General features: G+C 67.2%; 16 protein-coding genes. 4 read left to right on the top strand and 12 right to left on the bottom strand.

Annotated elements, in window-relative coordinates:
• Nucleotides 1–45 precede the first annotated feature (45 nt).
• The gene (locus D3230_RS04750; RefSeq protein WP_202343870.1) at nt 46–321 is read left to right on the top strand and encodes a hypothetical protein; all 276 of its coding nucleotides are present in this window, start codon (nt 46–48) and stop codon (nt 319–321) included.
• Here D3230_RS04750 and D3230_RS04745 read toward each other — a convergent pair.
• The 11 genes from D3230_RS04745 to lysA form a co-directional block, all read right to left on the bottom strand.
• Nucleotides 318–1,532 (bottom strand): amidohydrolase, encoded by a 1,215-nt coding sequence (locus D3230_RS04745; protein ID WP_337249092.1) that lies wholly within the window; start codon nt 1,530–1,532, stop codon nt 318–320. The genes D3230_RS04750 and D3230_RS04745 overlap by 4 nt on opposite strands.
• Nucleotides 1,533–1,724: 192 nt before the next feature.
• Complete coding sequence (locus D3230_RS04740; protein WP_202343869.1) at nt 1,725–2,510, bottom strand: sulfite exporter TauE/SafE family protein; 786 nt, start codon at nt 2,508–2,510, stop codon at nt 1,725–1,727.
• A 71-nt stretch (nt 2,511–2,581) separates the two neighbouring features.
• Entirely contained in the window at nt 2,582–4,126 is a 1,545-nt protein-coding gene (locus D3230_RS04735; RefSeq protein WP_202343868.1) for a gamma-glutamyltransferase family protein, read from the bottom strand.
• A complete protein-coding gene (locus D3230_RS04730; RefSeq protein WP_337249091.1) occupies nt 4,119–4,817 on the bottom strand; it encodes a FadR/GntR family transcriptional regulator in 699 nt (232 codons plus the stop codon). Before D3230_RS04730 ends, D3230_RS04735 begins: the two co-directional genes overlap by 8 nt.
• A 98-nt stretch (nt 4,818–4,915) precedes the next feature.
• Nucleotides 4,916–5,635 carry an ABC transporter ATP-binding protein gene (locus tag D3230_RS04725; protein WP_202343867.1) on the bottom strand — a complete coding sequence of 240 codons (720 nt, stop codon included), beginning with the start codon at nt 5,633–5,635 and terminating at the stop codon, nt 4,916–4,918.
• The gene (locus D3230_RS04720; protein ID WP_202343866.1) at nt 5,632–7,491 is read right to left on the bottom strand and encodes a branched-chain amino acid ABC transporter ATP-binding protein/permease; all 1,860 of its coding nucleotides are present in this window, start codon (nt 7,489–7,491) and stop codon (nt 5,632–5,634) included. The genes D3230_RS04725 and D3230_RS04720 overlap by 4 nt, the downstream gene beginning before the upstream one ends.
• Nucleotides 7,492–7,493: 2 nt before the next feature.
• A complete protein-coding gene (locus D3230_RS04715; protein ID WP_202343865.1) occupies nt 7,494–8,399 on the bottom strand; it encodes a branched-chain amino acid ABC transporter permease in 906 nt (301 codons plus the stop codon).
• Nucleotides 8,400–8,470: 71 nt separating this feature from the next.
• Nucleotides 8,471–9,631: an ABC transporter substrate-binding protein gene (locus tag D3230_RS04710; RefSeq protein WP_237467018.1), complete on the bottom strand. Its 1,161-nt coding sequence runs from the start codon at nt 9,629–9,631 to the stop codon at nt 8,471–8,473.
• A 25-nt stretch (nt 9,632–9,656) separates the two neighbouring features.
• Nucleotides 9,657–10,154: an Atu1372/SO_1960 family protein gene (locus D3230_RS04705; protein WP_202343863.1), complete on the bottom strand. Its 498-nt coding sequence runs from the start codon at nt 10,152–10,154 to the stop codon at nt 9,657–9,659.
• Between the two features lie 239 nt (nt 10,155–10,393).
• The gene (pyrE, locus tag D3230_RS04700; protein ID WP_202343862.1) at nt 10,394–10,948 is read right to left on the bottom strand and encodes an orotate phosphoribosyltransferase; all 555 of its coding nucleotides are present in this window, start codon (nt 10,946–10,948) and stop codon (nt 10,394–10,396) included.
• A gap of 148 nt (nt 10,949–11,096) precedes the next feature.
• Nucleotides 11,097–12,431, bottom strand: coding sequence for a diaminopimelate decarboxylase (gene lysA, locus D3230_RS04695; protein ID WP_202343861.1), 1,335 nt, complete (start codon nt 12,429–12,431; stop codon nt 11,097–11,099).
• A gap of 86 nt (nt 12,432–12,517) precedes the next feature.
• On the opposite strand from lysA, the gene D3230_RS04690 reads away from it, so the two are divergent.
• Both D3230_RS04690 and D3230_RS04685 read left to right on the top strand, forming a co-directional pair.
• Nucleotides 12,518–14,206: a PucR family transcriptional regulator gene (locus D3230_RS04690; protein WP_202343860.1), complete on the top strand. Its 1,689-nt coding sequence runs from the start codon at nt 12,518–12,520 to the stop codon at nt 14,204–14,206.
• Nucleotides 14,207–14,234: 28 nt separating this feature from the next.
• Complete coding sequence (locus tag D3230_RS04685; RefSeq protein ID WP_202343859.1) at nt 14,235–15,068, top strand: Sir2 family NAD-dependent protein deacetylase; 834 nt, start codon at nt 14,235–14,237, stop codon at nt 15,066–15,068.
• A 33-nt stretch (nt 15,069–15,101) separates the two neighbouring features.
• On the opposite strand, the gene D3230_RS04680 is transcribed toward D3230_RS04685, so the two are convergent.
• Nucleotides 15,102–16,148, bottom strand: a complete 1,047-nt coding sequence (locus tag D3230_RS04680; protein ID WP_202343858.1) for a YeiH family protein — start codon at nt 16,146–16,148, stop codon at nt 15,102–15,104.
• An 82-nt stretch (nt 16,149–16,230) separates the two neighbouring features.
• Here D3230_RS04680 and D3230_RS04675 point away from each other — a divergent pair, with 82 nt between their 5' ends.
• Nucleotides 16,231–17,139: a LysR family transcriptional regulator gene (locus D3230_RS04675; RefSeq protein WP_202343857.1), complete on the top strand. Its 909-nt coding sequence runs from the start codon at nt 16,231–16,233 to the stop codon at nt 17,137–17,139.
• Nucleotides 17,140–17,389: the final 250 nt, after the last annotated feature.

Below are 17,389 nucleotides of genomic sequence, written 5' to 3'. Positions count from 1 at the left end.
ACGACGCCCAGGTCCGGGCACGGAGCCGAGACGAGAGTATCTGTGATGAGTATCGAAATCACCCATGTCCGTTACGGGAGCACCCCGAAGAGCGAGCAGACGATCAGTCAGGTGCAGTGGCGCGATACCGCTTCGAGCGCCTCGGGCGAGATGGGCAAGCACGCGCTGATCGTGTGGCTCGAGTCCCAGAAGGGTGCCGCATTCGTGGGGAACGGGGCGAGCCGTGCGGCCGTCGATGTGGTGCAGGGTTCGCCGAAGTACGTCCGGGCGCGCGGCAGCAATGCCCAGGCGGCGACGCTGACGGGGTTGCCGGAGTTCTAGGCGGAGCTGCCGAGCGCACCCTGCAACACGCTCACGGCGGCCCGGACGCCGGTGCTCAGCGTCGGTTCCAGGTCCGGGAGGAAAAACGGCGAGTGGTTCACCGGCGGGCCCACCGTTTCCGCCGGGTACGCTCCGAACACCCAGTACACATTCGGCACGCCCGCCGCAGCCGCGAGCCAGCCGAAGTCCTCGGACCCCATCGCGGCGGGCAGTTCCGCAAGCTGCGTCTCTCCGAGCTCGCCGCGCAGGGCCGAGACCACCCGTGCGGTCGCATCGGGGTCGTTGAAGAGCAACGGGAACCGGTACAGCTCCTCGATTTCGGGGGCCGGCGCTCCCGCGGCCATCGCCTCGGCGTCGAGGATCCGGGTGATCGCCGAGAACACGCGCTCACGCGTGGCGTCGCCCAGGGTCCGAATATTGAGGGTGAACTCCGCCCGATCCGGGATGATGTTCTCCTTCAGCCCGGCGTGGAACGTGCCGCAGGTCACGACGGCGGGCTCCTGCGGCGAGAGTTCGCGGGACACGATCGTCTGGAGCCGCACGACCATGTGCGCCCCGAGCACGATGGGGTCGATGGAATCCTGCGGCTGGGACCCGTGCGACTGCCGACCGCGCACCGTCACCCGGAGCGAGTCCGCCATTGCCATCGCGTTCCCCGAGGCGATCCCCACCGTTCCGGTGGGCACATCGGAGACGACGTGCTGGCCGAACACGATCTCGGGCACCGGGGCCCGGTCCCACAGACCGTCAGCCACCATCGCGGCGGCCCCCGCGGCGGTCTCCTCCCCCGGCTGGAAGATCCACACGATCGTGCCCCGCCAGGCGGCTTCCTCGCGCTGCATGATCCGGATCGCGGTGAGGGCCGCCGCCACGTGGCTGTCGTGGCCGCAACCGTGCATCACCGGAACTGCCGTGCCGTCCGGCAACACCCCGGTGGCGGTCGACCGGTACTCGGCCGACGTGTCCTCCTGAATGGGCAGCCCGTCCGTGTCGGCGCGGAACGCGACGACGGGGCCCGCGCCGTTGCGCAGAACCCCGACCACGCCGGTACCGCCGCAGCGGAAGTGTTCCACGCCGAGCGTTTCCAGGCGCCGCTCGATGAAGGCGGCCGTCTCGTGCTCCTGCATGGAGAGTTCGGGGTGCTGGTGCAGGTGCCGATAGGTGTCGTGCAGCTCGGCCAGCTCTGGTTCCAAGATGTGCGTGGGAGACACGGGCCCTCCTGAGGGGTCCGGGCTGGTGTCGGAACGCGCCGCGCCGCGCGGCCGCGCCAGCCCGGACGCGGAGCCGCGACCTCGATGGCACGGGCCCTTCTGTGGTGCCAGGCTATCCGCTGGTGTCACCGACCCGCCAGACTCGGCGGGTCGGTGCCGTGCGGCTCGAACGTGTGTCGAGCCGCACGCAGGCTACGACTTTTTCCGCCCCTGCACCGTCTTGAACAGCATCTGACCCAGCACAAACGCGAGCAGTAGCGAGAACGCCACGTTCGACCAGAAGGGTGGGATGTGCGTGGCGATCACCGAGCCGAGCGGGGACAGCACGCTCGCCGCGATCCCGAGCACGGCAGCGGCGCGGAGATCGACGTTGCGGCGTCGCGCGTTCCCGATCGTGCCGGAAATCGACCCGGGGATCAGCATGATGAGGGAGGTCCCCTTCGCGATCAGATCGCTCGCCCCGAAGAAGAACATCAGCACGGGGACCACGACGACGCCGCCGCCGACTCCGAGCAGCCCGGACAGGATGCCCGTGATGAGGCCGGTCACCACGAGCAGGGTCAGGACCAGGGCGTTCTTGTCGATCTCGGCGTCGCGCTGCGGGACCACAAACCACAGGCTCACCACCACCGCGGCGAGGAACACCATGAAGAGCCAGCGCAGGAACCCGGTCGGCACCCGCGACAGCAGGTAGCTGCCGATCTGCGCCCCCACGATCACCCCGAGCGCGAGGGCGATTGCGGCGATCCAGTCGACGTTGCCCTGCAGGGCGTAGCCGATGCCGCCGACCACCGCGGCCGGCAGGATGGCCGCGACCGAGGTTCCGGCGGCGAGCCGCTGCTGGAAGCCGAGGAACATCACCAGCATGGGGACGAGCACGACGCCGCCGCCGATGCCGAACACTCCGGAGAGGAGGCCGGTCAGGGCGCCGAGGAGGGCGAGAACGAGAATGCTGGAGCGGGGAGGGGTCTGAGTCATGAAGCGTCGATTCTGCGAGTGCGTGCGTGGAGCGAGGCGGGGGTGAGGCGGGACGCGTCGTCCCGCCGCGCTCAGCTCGGGGCCTGCACGATCACGGCGGAACCATCGGAACGGGGATCGCTGGCGGCCTCGTATCCAGTCGGGGTCACCCGAATGAGGTTGGAGTGGCCTAGGTCCTCGGTGACGGGCGGCACCACGGTGAGCGGGAAGCCGGCCGCGGCGATCGCGCGCTGGGCTTCCACCGGGACATCGGCCTCGGCCATCACGGTGGCGGGGCCGTTGCCGGGCCACTCCTCGACCATCCAGCGGGGCGCGTGGGTGGCCTCGTGCGGGGTCGCCCCGGCGAGCGAGCGAAGCAGCAGCTGCGCGTGAATCTGCGGCTGCGCCGCCCCGCCCATGGTGGCCGGAACCCAGGCGATCTCGTCGCCGCGCAGGATCAGCACCGGCATGAGCGTGTGCCGCGGCCGCTTCCCGGGCGCGAACGCGTTCGGCGATGCCGGATCCAGCGCGAAGGAGGTGCCCCGGTTCTGGAACAGGATCCCGGTCTCGGGCTCAACGATGTGCGCACCGAAGCTCCAGTACACGGAGTTGATGAAGGACACCGCCCAGCCGTCGTCGCTGATCGCGGCGAAGCCGACCGTGTCTCCGCTGGCTTTCGCGGCCGCGGGCACCGGCCACTCGGGCGCGGGCAGCTTCACGAGTTCCTGCCCGGTCGCACCGCCGTGCCGCGGGTCGGCGAGGTGGCTCGCGCGCAGGGAGTTGGCGTGGTGGAACGCGAGCGCGAGTTCCCCCGCGCCGGTGCCGAGCGGATCCTCGATTCCCGTGGCGACCGCCTCAAGCGCGCGCAAGAGCATGAACCCGGACGTGTTCGGTGGCCCGGTGACCACCCGGTAGCCCTCGAACTCACCCTCGAGCGGGTCCGCCCAGTACCCCTGATAGTCGATGGCGTCCTGCTTCGTGATCTTCGAGCCGAGCGCCTGCAGGCCCGCGATCCAGCGGTCCGCGGTCTCCCCCTCGTAGAACTCGGCGGACCCGCCCGCGGCGATCCGGCGCAGCGTGCGCGCGAGCGCGGGCTGCACGAGCGGCGCGCCCTCAGCGAGCGGTTCGCCGCCCGGGTAGAACACGTCGCGGGCCCCGGGATCCTGCGCAAACGTTGCCTGGTCCTCGATGAGCGCAGCGGCCACGGACTTCGAGTTCGCAATCCCCTGCTCCGCGTGGCGAATCGCGTGCTCGAAGTGAGCGGCCCAGGGCCGAGTGGCCCCGTACTCGTGCAGCGAGTTCCAACCGCAGATCCCGCCCGGCACCGTCACCGTGTCGATCCCGCGCAGCGGGAGTGCGTCCCCGTGCTTCTCACGCAGCGCCTCGAGCGTCTGCCCGGCGGGAGCGGCCCCGGTGGCGTTCAAGAAGCGGATCTCCCCCTCCGGGCTGCGCACGAGCGCGACGAGGTCGCCGCCGAGCGCCACGTTGTTCGGGTACACGACGCAGAGGGTCGCAGCCGCGGCGAGCGCCGCATCGATCGCGTTGCCCCCGGCTCGGAGCGCGGCGGCCCCGGCTTCCGTGGCCAGGTGGTGGGAGGTCGAGATCGCGCCTCCGGTGGCGTGTGTGTGCTCAACCAAGATTGTGTCCCCTCACCGTTGAGTTGTTTTCGGATGCGCGCGCGATCTCCCGACTGATGTCGTACACGTGTGCTCGCGCTTCGTCTTCAGCGCGAGCACCGTCGCGTGCAGCGATCGCCTCATAGATGCGCCGATGAGCAACACTCGAGGCCTGGCGTCGCGCCTTTGTCTGGTACCGGCTCGCACGGCTGGGTGCGATTTGGTTAGCGATCTGCTCATTGATCAATGAGAGCAGCGGGTTATGCGTGTATTGCGCGATTGCTTGATGAAACGCCCGGTCCAACTCCGCATAACGTTCCTTCGTCACGTCAACCTCCATGGATTTCACGAGCTCTTCCAGTTGGATCACGTCTCGGGGCTGCGCTCGCGTGGCGGTGATGCGCGCAATCGGGGGCTCGACGATGGCACGAAGCTCCATGATGTCCGTGAGCTCGGTACGCATCGACGCGAAGGCTTCGATCACGTCATCCGAGGCTTTCGAGACTTCCCCGGGAGCGAGAATAATGGTGCCGCGACCCGGTCGACGATCAATCAGCCCGCGGTTCTCGAGCTCTCGAAGGGCTTCACGAATGGAGACGCGAGAAACGCGCAGAAGTTGAGCAAGTTCTCGCTCTGCCGGGAGCTTCTCCCCCGGCGTAAGCTCTCCCTCAAGAATCAGCCGTTCCAGGTCGACCGACAGGCGGTCAGGCACGGAGAGTGTCTCTCCCCTGCTCATCGAACCCCAGTCCATATCGTTCACCAATCTCGCGTTGTCCCACATTGCAGCAACACCGCGCCATCGTGGCGCAGCTAACTTGCCGTTCCAGGACTCTTCCCAAAGTAGGCTTCGTGGAGACGCTCGTCTTCAAGCATCACACGTGCATCGCCGCCGCCAGACAGAGTCCCGGTTTCCATCAGGTACCCCCGGTGCGCGATTGACAGCGCCATCCGGGCGTTCTGTTCAATGAGCAACACACTCGTTCCTGCAGCATTGATCTCACTAATGATCTCAAACATTTGGGCAACAATCTTCGGAGCGAGCCCCATCGATGGTTCATCGAGCATCAGTAGTCGCGGTTTTCGGATGAGTGCGCGTGAAAGCGCCAGCATCTGCTGTTCACCGCCAGATAGAGTTGCGGCGGTTTGGTGCTTGCGCTCATCAAGCCTCGGAAAGCGTGCGAAAGCATCCGCAATCTCAGCCGTAAGGTCAGTCGAAGCGCCCCAGTGCGCGACCTGGAGATTTTCGAGGACGCTCATGCGCCCGAAGATGTGCCGCCCTTCTGGGACCAGCGCAACACCTCGTTTCACTCGTTGCTCGGCACGCAGCACTCCGATGGAATTTCCCTCGAGCTCGACGTCTCCTCGGTGTTTATTGAGCCCCGCAATCGCACGGAGCAGACTACTCTTCCCGGCCCCGTTGGCACCCACCACGACCACGAGTTCCCCGTGATCGACGTGCAAATTGGCGTCCAACACTGCCCGCACCACACCGTAGCGGACGTTCAGATCGCGAACCTCAAGCATTCTCATGCTGCATCACTCCCCAGATAGGCTTCGAGCACGGCGGGATTGGTCCGGATCTGCGCCGGGGTTCCGTCCGCGATTATGACCCCATGGTCGAGCACCACAATTCGATCGGACACCCCCATCAGCAGGTCCATGTCGTGCTCAATCAGGATCACATCGATCCCGTGTTCTCGGACCCGGGCAATGAGCGTGGCCAGGTCCCTGGTTTCGCTCTCGTTGAGCCCGGCAGCTGGCTCGTCGAGGAGCAGAATCTTTGGTCGTGTCATGAGTGCACGGGCAATTTCGACCTTGCGCTGCTGATACGCGTCAAGTGAGGACGCTCGCCGGTCTCGACATTCCCACGCATCGACGAAGGCGAGCGCTTCTTCCGCTTCTGCCACGGTGAATCGTTCGCTACGCCGCACGAAAGGGAATGGTGAAAGAAACTTCGGAACGAAACCAGCGAGGCGTGAGTGCCCGCCGACCAGCAAGTTCTCGAGCACTGTCATATCCCAGAAGAGACGGACTGTCTGGAACGTGCGCGCAATCCCACGGGTCGATACAGCACTCGATTCCAGCTTCTCAGTGCGTTCGCCGTAGAGTTCCACCGTTCCGGAAGTTGCCCGGGTGACCCCTGAAATAGCGTTGAGAAGTGTCGATTTGCCCGCTCCGTTCGGCCCCATAAGCCCCAGCACTTCGCCGTGTCGCAGGTCAAAGGTCACGGATTCGAGCGCGGTGAGGCCGCCAAACACCTGTTTCATCTCGCGGACCTCAAGGACCGGGCTGCCTGTGGCGACAGTCTCGAGCCCCGGGGCCTGTGTCAGTTCGCCCACAGGTGGGACGGAACCGCCGCGCGCACGGGTGAGTTCCAGCCGTTTCGACACGATGCCGCCAGGGCGGAGGATCATCAGAACCACCACAATCAATGCGAGAAACCCAGTGCGGAACTCAGGGTGGGCTTGAATGAGAGGGATATCTTTTGCAACCGCCTGGAAAAAAATCCACAGCGCCGCACCGGTGATCGGCCCCCACAACGTGCCAGCCCCGCCCAGAATCACCAGGCTCAGCACAATGAAGTTATCCTCCAGCGTAAAGCTATCGGGATTCACGAACTGGTTCATGTGGGCGAAGAAGACCCCGATCACACCGGCGGTGGCCGCACCCACGACGTAGGCTAGGAGCTTGTACCTTCGCGTACGGATTCCGATCGACGCAGCGACGAGTTCGTCCTCCCGAATCGCGACCCAGGCACGACCCACTGGGGAAGCGATCAGCGACGCCAGCGCGACCACGAGGATCACCACAACGGCGAGAATGATGTAGTAAGTCGTGGTGGGAGGCACCATCCCCCCGTCGACGAAATTCAGCGGCGGGATGTTGCGAATACCGACAGCGCCTCCGGTGAACTCTGTCCAGTTGATAGAGACGATCCGAACGATTTCCCCGAACGCGAGTGTCATGATCGCGAGATAGTCGCCCCTCGCTCGCAACGTTGGGTACCCGATAATCGATCCCGCGATGCCAGCGAACACGATAGCCGCGACGACGCTGATGGGGAGCACCCACGCAAGCGCGGCAGGGTTCTCCGCAAGTATCGGACCAAAGGTACTGACCGTAAATATTGCAGCCGTGTACGCCCCGACGATGAAGAACGCGATGAACCCTAGGTCGAGCAGCCCGGTGAGTCCAACGAGAATGTTGAGACCTGAAGCCAATGCGACGTAGACCAGAGCAAGAGCAGCTACGCGGACCCATTTGTCGCCCGGAAGCACCAGCGGCGCGATCAGGCCGAGGATCAGGAATACCGCGGGCCAAAGCCAGCGATGGAGCCCCAGCTCCGGTTTGATGACCACGATGGGTGTGGTGTGTGTGTTTGACATGATTAGACCTTCTGAACCTCTCGTCGGCCGAGCAGGCCCTGTGGCCGCAGCCACAGGATGATCACGAGAATTCCGAACGCGATAACGTCACGGTACGCTGACCCCTGGGGCACGTACGCCGCAGCGAATTCTTCGCTGATTCCGAGCACGAGCCCGCCGATGAACGCACCGGGAATGCTTCCAATCCCGCCGAGTACAGCAGCAACGAGCGCTTTCAGGCCTGGCAGGAATCCCATAGTTGCGGCAGCAAAACCGTACCGCTGCGAGTACAACAAGCCTGCGATCGCGGCCATTGCGGAACCGAGCACGAATGTCGTTGAGATCACACGGTCAACGCCGATTCCCATGAGACGCGCAGCATCCTTATCTTCAGCCGTGGCCCGGATGGCCCGTCCGATGGGTGTGAACCGTATCACTGCCCAGAAGGCGAGCGTCACGAGCACCGCAACGACCAACACGACCACATCGATTCGCTGGACTCGTGCGCCCAGCACCATGATCGGTTCACCAAGATCTGGTCTCGCGACCGGGATCTGAGCGGCACCGAACAGGAAGGTTGCGACTGCGCGGAGCAACATCGATACCGCAATTGCGGTGATCAGCATTGAAAGAATGGGAGCGTTACGCAATGGCCGATAGGCGATCCGTTCAATCGCCCACCCGATCAGCGAACCGACGAGCACGCCGATGCCGATCGCTAGCCAGGCGGGAAGTGCCGCACCGTCGATCGCGTTGCCCGCGATCATACTGTTCGTCTGTCCAGCCACCAGGGCACCGAACGCGCCAAACATGAAGATCTCGCCGAACGCAAAGTTGACCATTCCCAGCACGCCGTACACGACGCTGAATGCGACTGCGAGAAGGCCGTAGATCCCACCGACCGCGAGTCCATTGATGATTTCCTGCATCACTTGTCTCCGTAGTGAGTAGTAAAGGGAGAACCGCAGCGGGTGCCCACTTAGGACACCCACTGCTCGCTCTATTCGGTGATAACGGCGAACTTGCCGTCTTCAACCCGCTGGAAGGTCAAATCGCCGACACGGTTGCCCTCGTCATCAAAGCTGATGCTCCCAGAGACCCCAGCAAAGTCCTGAGTCTGTCGAATTGCATCCGCGACGGCGGCCCGGTCTGTGCTGCCCGCGGTCTCAATCGCGTCGGCGACAACATAGGTTGCGTCGTAGGCAAGCGCCGCCCATGAACTCGGTTCCTTGTCGTACTTCGCGGTGAAACTCTCCACGAACCCGGACGACTCGGCACGCGGATCACTCGCTGAGAACGCGGCGTAGACCTCCACACCCTCTGCGTTTTCGCCCGCCAGATCGATAAAGAGCGGGCTCGCTGCACCATCTGAAGCGAAGATCGGGAGCTCAGATCCGGCATCCCGGATCTGCGTGACGATCTTGCCTGCTTCGGTGTAGAAACCCCCGATGAACACGGCGTCGGGATCGCCCTTCAGGGCGGTGTCCACTGTGCTTCCGAAGTTGACGGTGCCCAACTGGTAGGCCTGCGAACTCGTTACTTCTCCGCCCGCTGCCTCGATTTCCTCGGAAAACGCGTCGGCGACGCCTTTGCCGTAGTCATCTTGCTGATACAGCACGGCGACCTTCTTCACGCCACGATTCTCCGAGATGAACCTCGCGGCTTCGGCCCCCTGATAGGCATCAGTGAACACTGTGCGGAAGAACACGTCACTCGCACCGCTCAGCTCAGGCGAAGTGACCGCGGACGCGACCACCGGAAGGCCGCACTGTGTGTAAATCGGAAGCCCAGACAGTGCCACGCTCGAGAAGCTGAATCCGAGCACCGCCGGCACGTTTGCATCGTCGCACAGTTCTTGGGCGATTACCGGGCCATTCGCAGGCTTCCCTTCATCGTCGATCACCTCGGTGGTGAGGTCCCGTCCGAGCACACCACCATCTGCGTTGATTTCTTCGATCGCCAGATCAATTCCCTCACGCATTTCCAAGCCGTAGCTCGCAAAGTCACCCGACAGAGTCGCCGTGTAGCCCAGTGGGATCGCGCCTTCCGCTGCGGTCCCTCCCGATTCTCCGCTGTCTCCGCCACCGGAGGAGCATGCACTCAGCACTAGCAGTGCAGCTCCCGCGGCGAGCGCAAGACCGGCGGTCTTCCTACTTCCCATGATGATCACGTCCGCCGGTAATCGATCAGTCGATCGTCTCGATCGTCATCCAGTTCTCGAAGCAGTGGTTCGCTGCGAGAGAGGTGACACCGATCGTTGCACGGCCACCGAGCCCGGCTTCGTCGCCGAACACGTCACGGAAGAGATCCGTCGCGCCGGACGATACGAGGTTGACATCCACAAAGTCCGGGGCGGACACCACGAAGTTGAGCGAGTTCACGAGACACTTCACCTTGTCAAGCGAGCCAAGTGCAAGGCGCATCGTCCCCAGGCAGTTGAGCGCGGTGCGCCGCGCAGCTTGGTAGCCTTCCTCGATGGTCACCTCGGCACCCAAGCGGCCCGCGTGAATCGGCTGACCATTCTTGCCAAGTGCGTCCTCGACGTGCCCCGAGATAAACAGCAGGTTCCCGGTCTTGTGAAAGGCCTTCATCGAACCATAGAAGGTCCCGTGGTAGCCACCCTGGCTGTAGTCGGGGATATCCAGGCCGAGCTCTGCAACACGGGCTTCAAACGAAACAGACACCATTATCTCCTTCATACATCTCTACATTGAGTGTTGTGGGTCGGCCCCGCTTAGCCAGTTGGTCTGACCAAATGACCGACTGATGATGATGCTAGCAATGACTCCACCGAGAGGGAAGAGGTCTGGGCAAGAAAGTTCTCGACGGGGATCTTGTCGGGTACCAACAACACGCGAGGCCCGGACGCCAGAGCGTCCGGGCCTCGCGCACGGGAGCGACAGTCGATGCCGCGTGGTGCGTGTTACTGGGGCAGCAGCCCGAGATCCTCCAGGCCAATGGCGTAGCGGTACTCGTAGCCCGCCGCCTCGATCCGCTCGCGCGCGGGGGCCTGGCGGTCGACCACCACAGCGACCGCCGCAACGATCGCGCCGACCTTCTCCAGCGCCTCGATAGCCTGCAGCGGCGATCCGCCCGTCGTCGAGGTGTCCTCCACCACGATCACACGCTTGCCCTCGAGATCCGGGCCCTCGACCTGGCGGCCACGACCGTGATCCTTCGGGGCCTTCCGCACCACGAACGAGTCGTAGACCTCACCGCGGGCGACGCCCTGGTGCATGATTGCGGAAGCGATCGGGTCGGCCCCCATCGTGAGGCCACCGACCGCGACCACGCCGTCGACGTCGGCGATGAGATCGAGCATGACCTGCCCAATCAGGGGTGCCGCCCGGTGGTCGAGGCTCAGCTTCCGGAGGTCAATGTAGTACGTCGCCTTCTTCCCGCTCGTGAGCGTGAAGTCGCCGTGGAACACGGCCTCGCTGGTAATGAGGTCGATGAGCTGTTCGCGCGCGGTCGTCATACCCGCAATTCTATCCGGCACCCGGCGGGCCACGGCGCGGGCACGGCGCGGGCGGCGGGGCGTGGGTGGCACGGTGCGGACGGCGGGGTGCAGGCGGCGGGGTAGGCACCACCGCGCCCGCACCGCCGCCGTCCCGCGTCAGCGCGCGTCAGCGCGCGTCAGCCTCGCGGGCCGCCTCGATGGCGGGCGCGTGCAGGCGCAACAGGTCCTCGTAGGTCTCGCGGCGCGCCACCACACGGGCCTCGCCGTCCGCGACGAACACGATTGCGGGCCGCAGCGCACCGTTGTAGTTGTTCGCGAGGGTGTAGGAGTATGCACCGGTGGTCGCGAGCACCACGAGGTCCCCGACACGAGCGGCCGGGAGCGGGGCGCCGTCGACCAGCAGGTCCCCCGATTCGCACTGTCGCCCCACGAGCTGCACGGTTTCTTCCCACGGCTCCGTGACGCGGTTTGCGAGCACGGCCTCGAAGCGCTGGTCGGTGAGCGCCACGTCGAGCATGTCGGCCATACCGCCGTTGACCGCGACGAACGTGTCTCCCGTGTGCTTCACGGAGAGCACGTCATACAGGGTGACCCCCGCACGGGCCACGATCGAGCGGCCCGGCTCGATCATGATCCGCGAGCCCTCCGGGAGGTGCTCGCGTGCCGCGGCAACGATCGCGTCGAGGTAGTCCCCCACCGACGGCGCATCGTCCGCGTAGGTGTACTTCACGCCGAGGCCGCCGCCCACGTCGTAGGTGCGGAACGTCCCCGCGGTCGAAATCTTCTCCACGGCCTGCGCAAACTGCGCGGTGTTCAGAATCTGCGAGCCGATGTGCAGGTGCACGCCCTCGAAGTCCATGAGCGGGTGCGCGTTCATGCGCTCGATCGCGCGCAGCGCCTGATCCATCGGCAGGCCAAACTTCGACTTGTCGCCGCCCGTCGCCTGCGAGGCGTGCGTCTCAGCGTCCACACCGGGGATCACGCGCAGCAGCAGCGCCTGCGGCTTCGTCAGGAGCCGCTCGAGCCGATCCAGCTCGTCTTCGTTGTCGACGATGATCGCACCGATCCCCGCGTCGAGGGCCATCCGCAACTCGGCGTCCGACTTCGCGTTGCCATGGAAGTGCAGCTTCGCCGGGTTCACCCCGGCGGCGAGCGCGAGCTGCAGTTCGCCGCCGCCCGCGATATCGACCGAGAGGCCCTCCTCGTGCGCGAGGCGGTACATGCCGACGATGGGGAGCGATTTCGAGGCGAACAGCACCTCGGAGTTGGGCCAGCGCTCGGCGAGGCCGTCAACGAAGCGCCGGATCTGGCGACGCAGGCCTGCCTCGTCAAAGATGTGCAGCGGGGTGCCGTAGCGCGCCGCGAGTTCGGTGACGGGAACGCCACCGATCGTCAGCACGCCGTCACCGGTGACACCGGATTCCTCGGGGAGCACATCCCACAGCTCACCCAGGCGGGTCCCCTCGGGTGCGGGCTGCGTTGCGGGGGTGTTCTGGGGCATGGTGCTCTCCTCGGTCGTGATGCGTCGCGTCCAGCCTACGAAACGCCCGCTCCCAGCGCATTGGAGATTTCGGATATATTAAGACAATGGAGCAAGCGATCTCTCCAATCCTTCCCGATCCCGCCGCGCGGATCGGACCGCTCACCCTCGGCGACGTGCTCGAGGCGGTCGGCCCCGACGCCGTCACCCCGCTCGGGGCATATGATCCGGCTCGGCCCGTGTCCGGGGCGGAATTCTACGACGCGAGCGAGGGCTTCCCGCCGGAACCCGGCGTGATGCTCCTCGCCCCCTCCGCAGGAACCCGTTCGGACGCAGAATTCAGCGAGCTTGCGTGGGCTGCGGCGCAGCACGGGACGAGCGCGCTGCTCCTCAAATGCACGGACGCTGAGGTTCCCACCCTCGCCGCCGTCGCGGAGGCGAGCGGCGTCCCGCTCGTGCGCGTGCCCGATCACGTGAGCTGGCGGATCTGCGACGCGGCCCTGTCTCAGGCCTTCGGCTCGCTCGAACCGCACAGGGACACGCCCCGTGATCGCGGATCCGAACCGCTGTTCGCGCTCGCCAACGAACTCGCCGCAACCTTTGGCGGATCCGTCGCCATCGAAGACCTGGGCCGCCGAATCGTCGCCTACTCCGCCATCCCGGGGCAGCTCATTGACGGGCTCCGCACGCAGGGCATCCTCACGCGCCGCGTCCCCGACTCCCCCCTCAACGACGATCAGTACCGCACCGTGCTCCGCACGGACGGGCCCGTCGTGTACCCGCAGCAGGACGATGACGCCCCCCGTATTGCGATCGGGATCACCGCGGGCACACTCCCCCTGGGCACGATCTGGATCATCACCGCGCACCCGGCCACCACCCTCGCGCCGGAGCAGGACGCGCGGGTGCGAGCGGCGGCGGCCGTCGCCGCGGGGCACATGCTCGACGATCTGCGCACCCGCCAGGGGAGCCAACTGCCCCGCGAAGAGCGCCTGCGCACCATGCTCGCGGGGACGCACGTCACCGGGTCAGAGTTCGCTGAGCTGGGGCTCCCCGAAGATCGGGGGGCCTCGGTGCTCGCGTTCACCATCGAGGGGGACCGCGGACCGCTCGCCCTCGCGCAGCTTCGATCCGCCGTTGCGCGGCATCTGACGCTGCGGCATCCCGAGACCGTCACCGCGATCCACGATCGCACCATCTACGCCCTCATCGCCCGCGACGAGCGGACCGACCCCGCGGTGTTCGTCGCCCCGCTCCTCCCGCTGCTCGATCGGCTCATCGGACTCGGCACTCGGGTCGCGATTCCCGGCACGGCGCACCGTCCCGGGGATGTCGCCGAGCTGCGGCAGCTCGCGGAGCGGCTACTCGCGACCGCCGCACGCGCCGGTGCCGAGCTGAGCGAACGCATCGTGACGCTCCCGGCGCTGCGCCCCCGGCTCCTCCTGGAACGCCTCGCGAGCGCGCTCGAGGACGCGCCCGAGCTGGCCGCCCCCGAGGTCGCGCGGCTGTGCGCCGATGAGCCCAGCTACGCCGCCACCGTGCTCGCCTGGTGCGAGCACTCGGGAAACGTCGCCCGCACGGCGCGCGAACTCGGCGTCCACGAAAACACGGTCCGGCACCGCGTACGCCAGGCCGAGGACCACTTCGGGGTGCCGCTGCGGTCACCCGACGATCGGCTCACCACCTGGGTGCAGCTCCGGATCGCGTTCGCTGAGAGCACGCCGCACCGCAGGAATGCGGCGGCGCGCACAGCGTTGACCTCAGAGGTGCCACACCCGCGCGCGCTCGGCGCGTAAGCTGCACACCACAACGAAGGGGAAACGGATGCACCAGATCGCAGATCTCGCCGCACTATTCACCGAGGGCCCCGTGGCGGTCCTCACCGGTGCCGGCATCAGCACGGACTCCGGGATCCCGGACTATCGCGGGGCAGGCACGCCCCCGCGCACCCCCATGAGCATCGCGCAGTTCACGGAAGATCCCGCGTACCGGCAACGGTTCTGGGCCGGCGCCCGGCTCGGTTCCGGCCCGATGCAGGCCATCGAACCCAACGCGGGGCACCGTGCCCTCGCGGCGCTCGAGGCGGCCGGCCGGGTGGAGGGCGTCATCACCCAAAACGTGGACGGCCTGCACCGCAAGGCCGGATCGCGCACCGTCGTCGAACTGCACGGCAGCGGCACGGCGATCCGCTGCGTGGAGTGCGCGGCCCGCTGGACGCGCGCCGAGGTGCTGCACTGGTTCGACGTCGCGAACCCCGGCTACGCCGAGGCTCACGCGGGCGCACCCCTCAACCCGGACGGCGACGCCGAGGTCGGCGATCTCGCGGGCGTTCGTGTGCCGCGGTGCCCCGCCTGCGGCGGCATGCTCCGCCCCGACGTCGTGTACTTCGGCGAGGTCGTGCCGAGCGCCGTCTTCGCCCGGGCCGAGTCGCTCGTGAACGCGGCGAGCGCGATCCTGTTCGCCGGGACCTCCCTGGCCGTCAACACGGGCGTGCGCCTGCTCCACCGGGCGGAGCGGCGCGGAATCCCGATTGCCGTGATCAACCGGGGCCCCACCGCCGCCGATTCCCGCGCGGCCGTGCGCATCGAGGGCGGCACCAGCGAGCACCTCAGCGAGCTCGCCGAGCTGCTCGGCGAGCCGCCGGCCGGCCGTTCCTAGAGCGCGCCGGTCAGCTCCCCGCCAGCGCGCCGGTCAGTTCCCCGCCAGCGCGCCGGTCAGTGCCATGACGCCGAGCGTCGTGGCGGCGACCAACACGGAGAGGATCCCGCCGAGGATCAGCGGGCGCAGGCCTGCCGAGCGGATCGCCCGCAGGTCCGTGGACATCCCGATGCCCGCAAGCGCCATCGCGACAAGGAACACGCTCACCTGCGTCAGCACGTCCGCGGCCACGGCGGGGACCGCCCCGACACTCGTGAGCGTCGCCACCACGAGAAACCCGACCAGGAACCAGGGCACCAGCTTCAGCACGCGGGCCGGCGTCATGCGTTCGGCGGTGCCGGATCGGCGCCCCTCCATCACCGCGAGCCCCACACTGATCGGGATGATCATGAGGGTGCGCACGAGCTTCACCACCACGGCGAAGCCCAGGGCCGAGGCACTGAACACGCTCGCGGCCGCGACGACCGAGCTGGTGTCGTTCACCGCGGTCCCCGCAAACAGGCCGAAGGCGTGCGGGCTCATACCGAGGGCGTGCCCGATCGCGGGGAACGCAAGCACAGCAAGAATATTGAAGAGGAACACCGTGGAGATCGCATAGGCGATGTCCGCGCTCTTCGCCCGGATCACCGGTGAGATCGCGGCGATCGCGGACGCCCCGCAGATCCCCGTCCCGACGCCGACGAGCACGCGCAGATCCCGCTCAACGCCGAGCGCGCGGCCGATCAGCCAGGCCCCCAACAGGCAGACGGTGAGCGAGGACAGCATCACCGGCAGCGACTCGAGCCCCACGCTCACAATGCTGGCGAGCGACAGCTGCGCGCCGAGCAGGACCACCGCGCACTGCAGGACAAACTTGCTCGAATACCCGATCCCGGGGCTCAGCGCGGCACCCGGCTTCCGCACGAGCGCCACGAGCACGCCGATCACGACCGCGGGAATCGCCGACCCCACGAGCGGCACGAAGCCGCCGATCACCGTGGCCACGGCGGCGATCGCCGCGCACAGGAGCGCCCCCGGGAGTACCTCGACACCGCGGGCGGCGAGGCGATGGGGCAGGGTGGGCAGTGGTGCGAGCTTCATGCCTCCAGTGTGGCGCGTCACCGCACGCCCCAGGAACGGGCGGCTCGTGAGGGGACCCAAGCTGGCGTTGTATCCTGTGGACATGCGTTCGCCGGACCTGATCGACCTCCGCTGCTTCGAAGCCGCGTTGCGACTCGGGAGCCTGTCGGCCGCCGCCCGTGAACTCGGCATCACCCAGCAGGCCGTCTCCGCCCGACTGCGCGGGCTCGAACGTCTCACGGGCGGGCCGCTCGTGCATCGTTCCCCCGCCGGGGTGACCCCCACACCCGACGGCGACGCGCTACTCGCCTGGGCTCGCGAGGTCCTCGACGCGGCCGCCCGCCTCGACGAGGGGATCGCGAGCCTCGCGGGAGGCGCCCGTCGCACCCTCCGCATCGGTGCGAGCCAGACGATCGCCGCCCACCGTCTGCCCGGCTGGCTTCTGGAGCTGCGCCGCGCACAGCTGGACCGCGGGTCGGCCCCGAGCGACGTCGCGCTGCGCACGGCAAACAGCACCGAGATCGTGGCCGCGGTTCGGGCCGGCGAGCTGGACCTCGGTTTCATCGAAACGCCCGATACCCCGGACGGGCTCGGCAGCGCGGTCGTGGGGCGGGATCAGATGGTGGTCGCGGTCACCCCGGACCATCCCTGGGCCAGCCTGCCCAGCGTGCCGCTCACGGAGATTGCGGCGACGCCACTCGTCACCCGCGAAGCGGGCAGCGGCACGCGGGCCGCCCTCGACACCGCCATCGCGCACCTGAGCGTTCCCGCACCGCCGCCCGCCCTGGTCCTCGCGACCGAGGCGGCCGTGCGCAGCGCCGTCGCCCAGGGGGTCGCGCCCGCGGTGCTCAGCGAACTCACCGTGCGCGACGACGTGCGGCTCGGGCGTATCGTGGCCCGCCCGCTCGGGCCGGTGCCGCTCCGCCGCCCGTTCACCGCGGTGTGGCGAGGCGGGCCGAGCGATCTGAGCGGCGCCCGGCGCGAACTCGTGGCCCTCGCGGCCCGCGCCTGAGCCCGGCCGCCTCTTCCCCGGGTTCGCGCGCGCCCGCGGCCCGGGCTCACCCGCGCCCGCGCTCCGGACTCACGCGCGCCCGCACCCAGTCTTGGCGCGGCGATCCACAATCCCACAGGAGATTCACGAACCCGCAGGAGATTTTTGCCCGATTTCGGCCCGCGACTCGTGAATCTCCGAGGGATTCTGCGGGCGGCATCGAGCGGCGCGGGCCTCGCCGAGACCACCCAGGCGGGACCACCCAGGCGAG

The sequence above is a fragment of the Leucobacter chromiireducens subsp. solipictus genome (genome assembly GCF_016758195.1).
GTDB classification, from domain to species: Bacteria; Actinomycetota; Actinomycetes; order Actinomycetales; family Microbacteriaceae; genus Leucobacter; species Leucobacter solipictus.
The sequence above is the reverse complement of the archived record's forward strand: the minus strand, read 5'-3'. Positions and strand labels throughout refer to the sequence as shown.

Bases quoted from the DNA above. Each gene is read 5' to 3' on its own strand.
- D3230_RS04750 (WP_202343870.1), top strand. From the start codon at position 46: ATGAGTATCGAAATCACCCATGTCCGTTACGGGAGCACCCCGAAGAGC.
- D3230_RS04740 (WP_202343869.1), bottom strand. From the start codon at position 2,510: ATGACTCAGACCCCTCCCCGCTCCAGCATTCTCGTTCTCGCCCTCCTC.
- D3230_RS04725 (WP_202343867.1), bottom strand. From the start codon at position 5,635: ATGAGAATGCTTGAGGTTCGCGATCTGAACGTCCGCTACGGTGTGGTG.
- D3230_RS04720 (WP_202343866.1), bottom strand. From the start codon at position 7,491: ATGTCAAACACACACACCACACCCATCGTGGTCATCAAACCGGAGCTG.
- D3230_RS04715 (WP_202343865.1), bottom strand. From the start codon at position 8,399: ATGCAGGAAATCATCAATGGACTCGCGGTCGGTGGGATCTACGGCCTT.
- D3230_RS04710 (WP_237467018.1), bottom strand. From the start codon at position 9,631: ATGGGAAGTAGGAAGACCGCCGGTCTTGCGCTCGCCGCGGGAGCTGCA.
- pyrE (WP_202343862.1), bottom strand. From the start codon at position 10,948: ATGACGACCGCGCGCGAACAGCTCATCGACCTCATTACCAGCGAGGCC.
- lysA (WP_202343861.1), bottom strand. From the start codon at position 12,431: ATGCCCCAGAACACCCCCGCAACGCAGCCCGCACCCGAGGGGACCCGC.
- D3230_RS04690 (WP_202343860.1), top strand. From the start codon at position 12,518: ATGGAGCAAGCGATCTCTCCAATCCTTCCCGATCCCGCCGCGCGGATC.
- D3230_RS04685 (WP_202343859.1), top strand. From the start codon at position 14,235: ATGCACCAGATCGCAGATCTCGCCGCACTATTCACCGAGGGCCCCGTG.
- D3230_RS04680 (WP_202343858.1), bottom strand. From the start codon at position 16,148: ATGAAGCTCGCACCACTGCCCACCCTGCCCCATCGCCTCGCCGCCCGC.
- D3230_RS04675 (WP_202343857.1), top strand. From the start codon at position 16,231: ATGCGTTCGCCGGACCTGATCGACCTCCGCTGCTTCGAAGCCGCGTTG.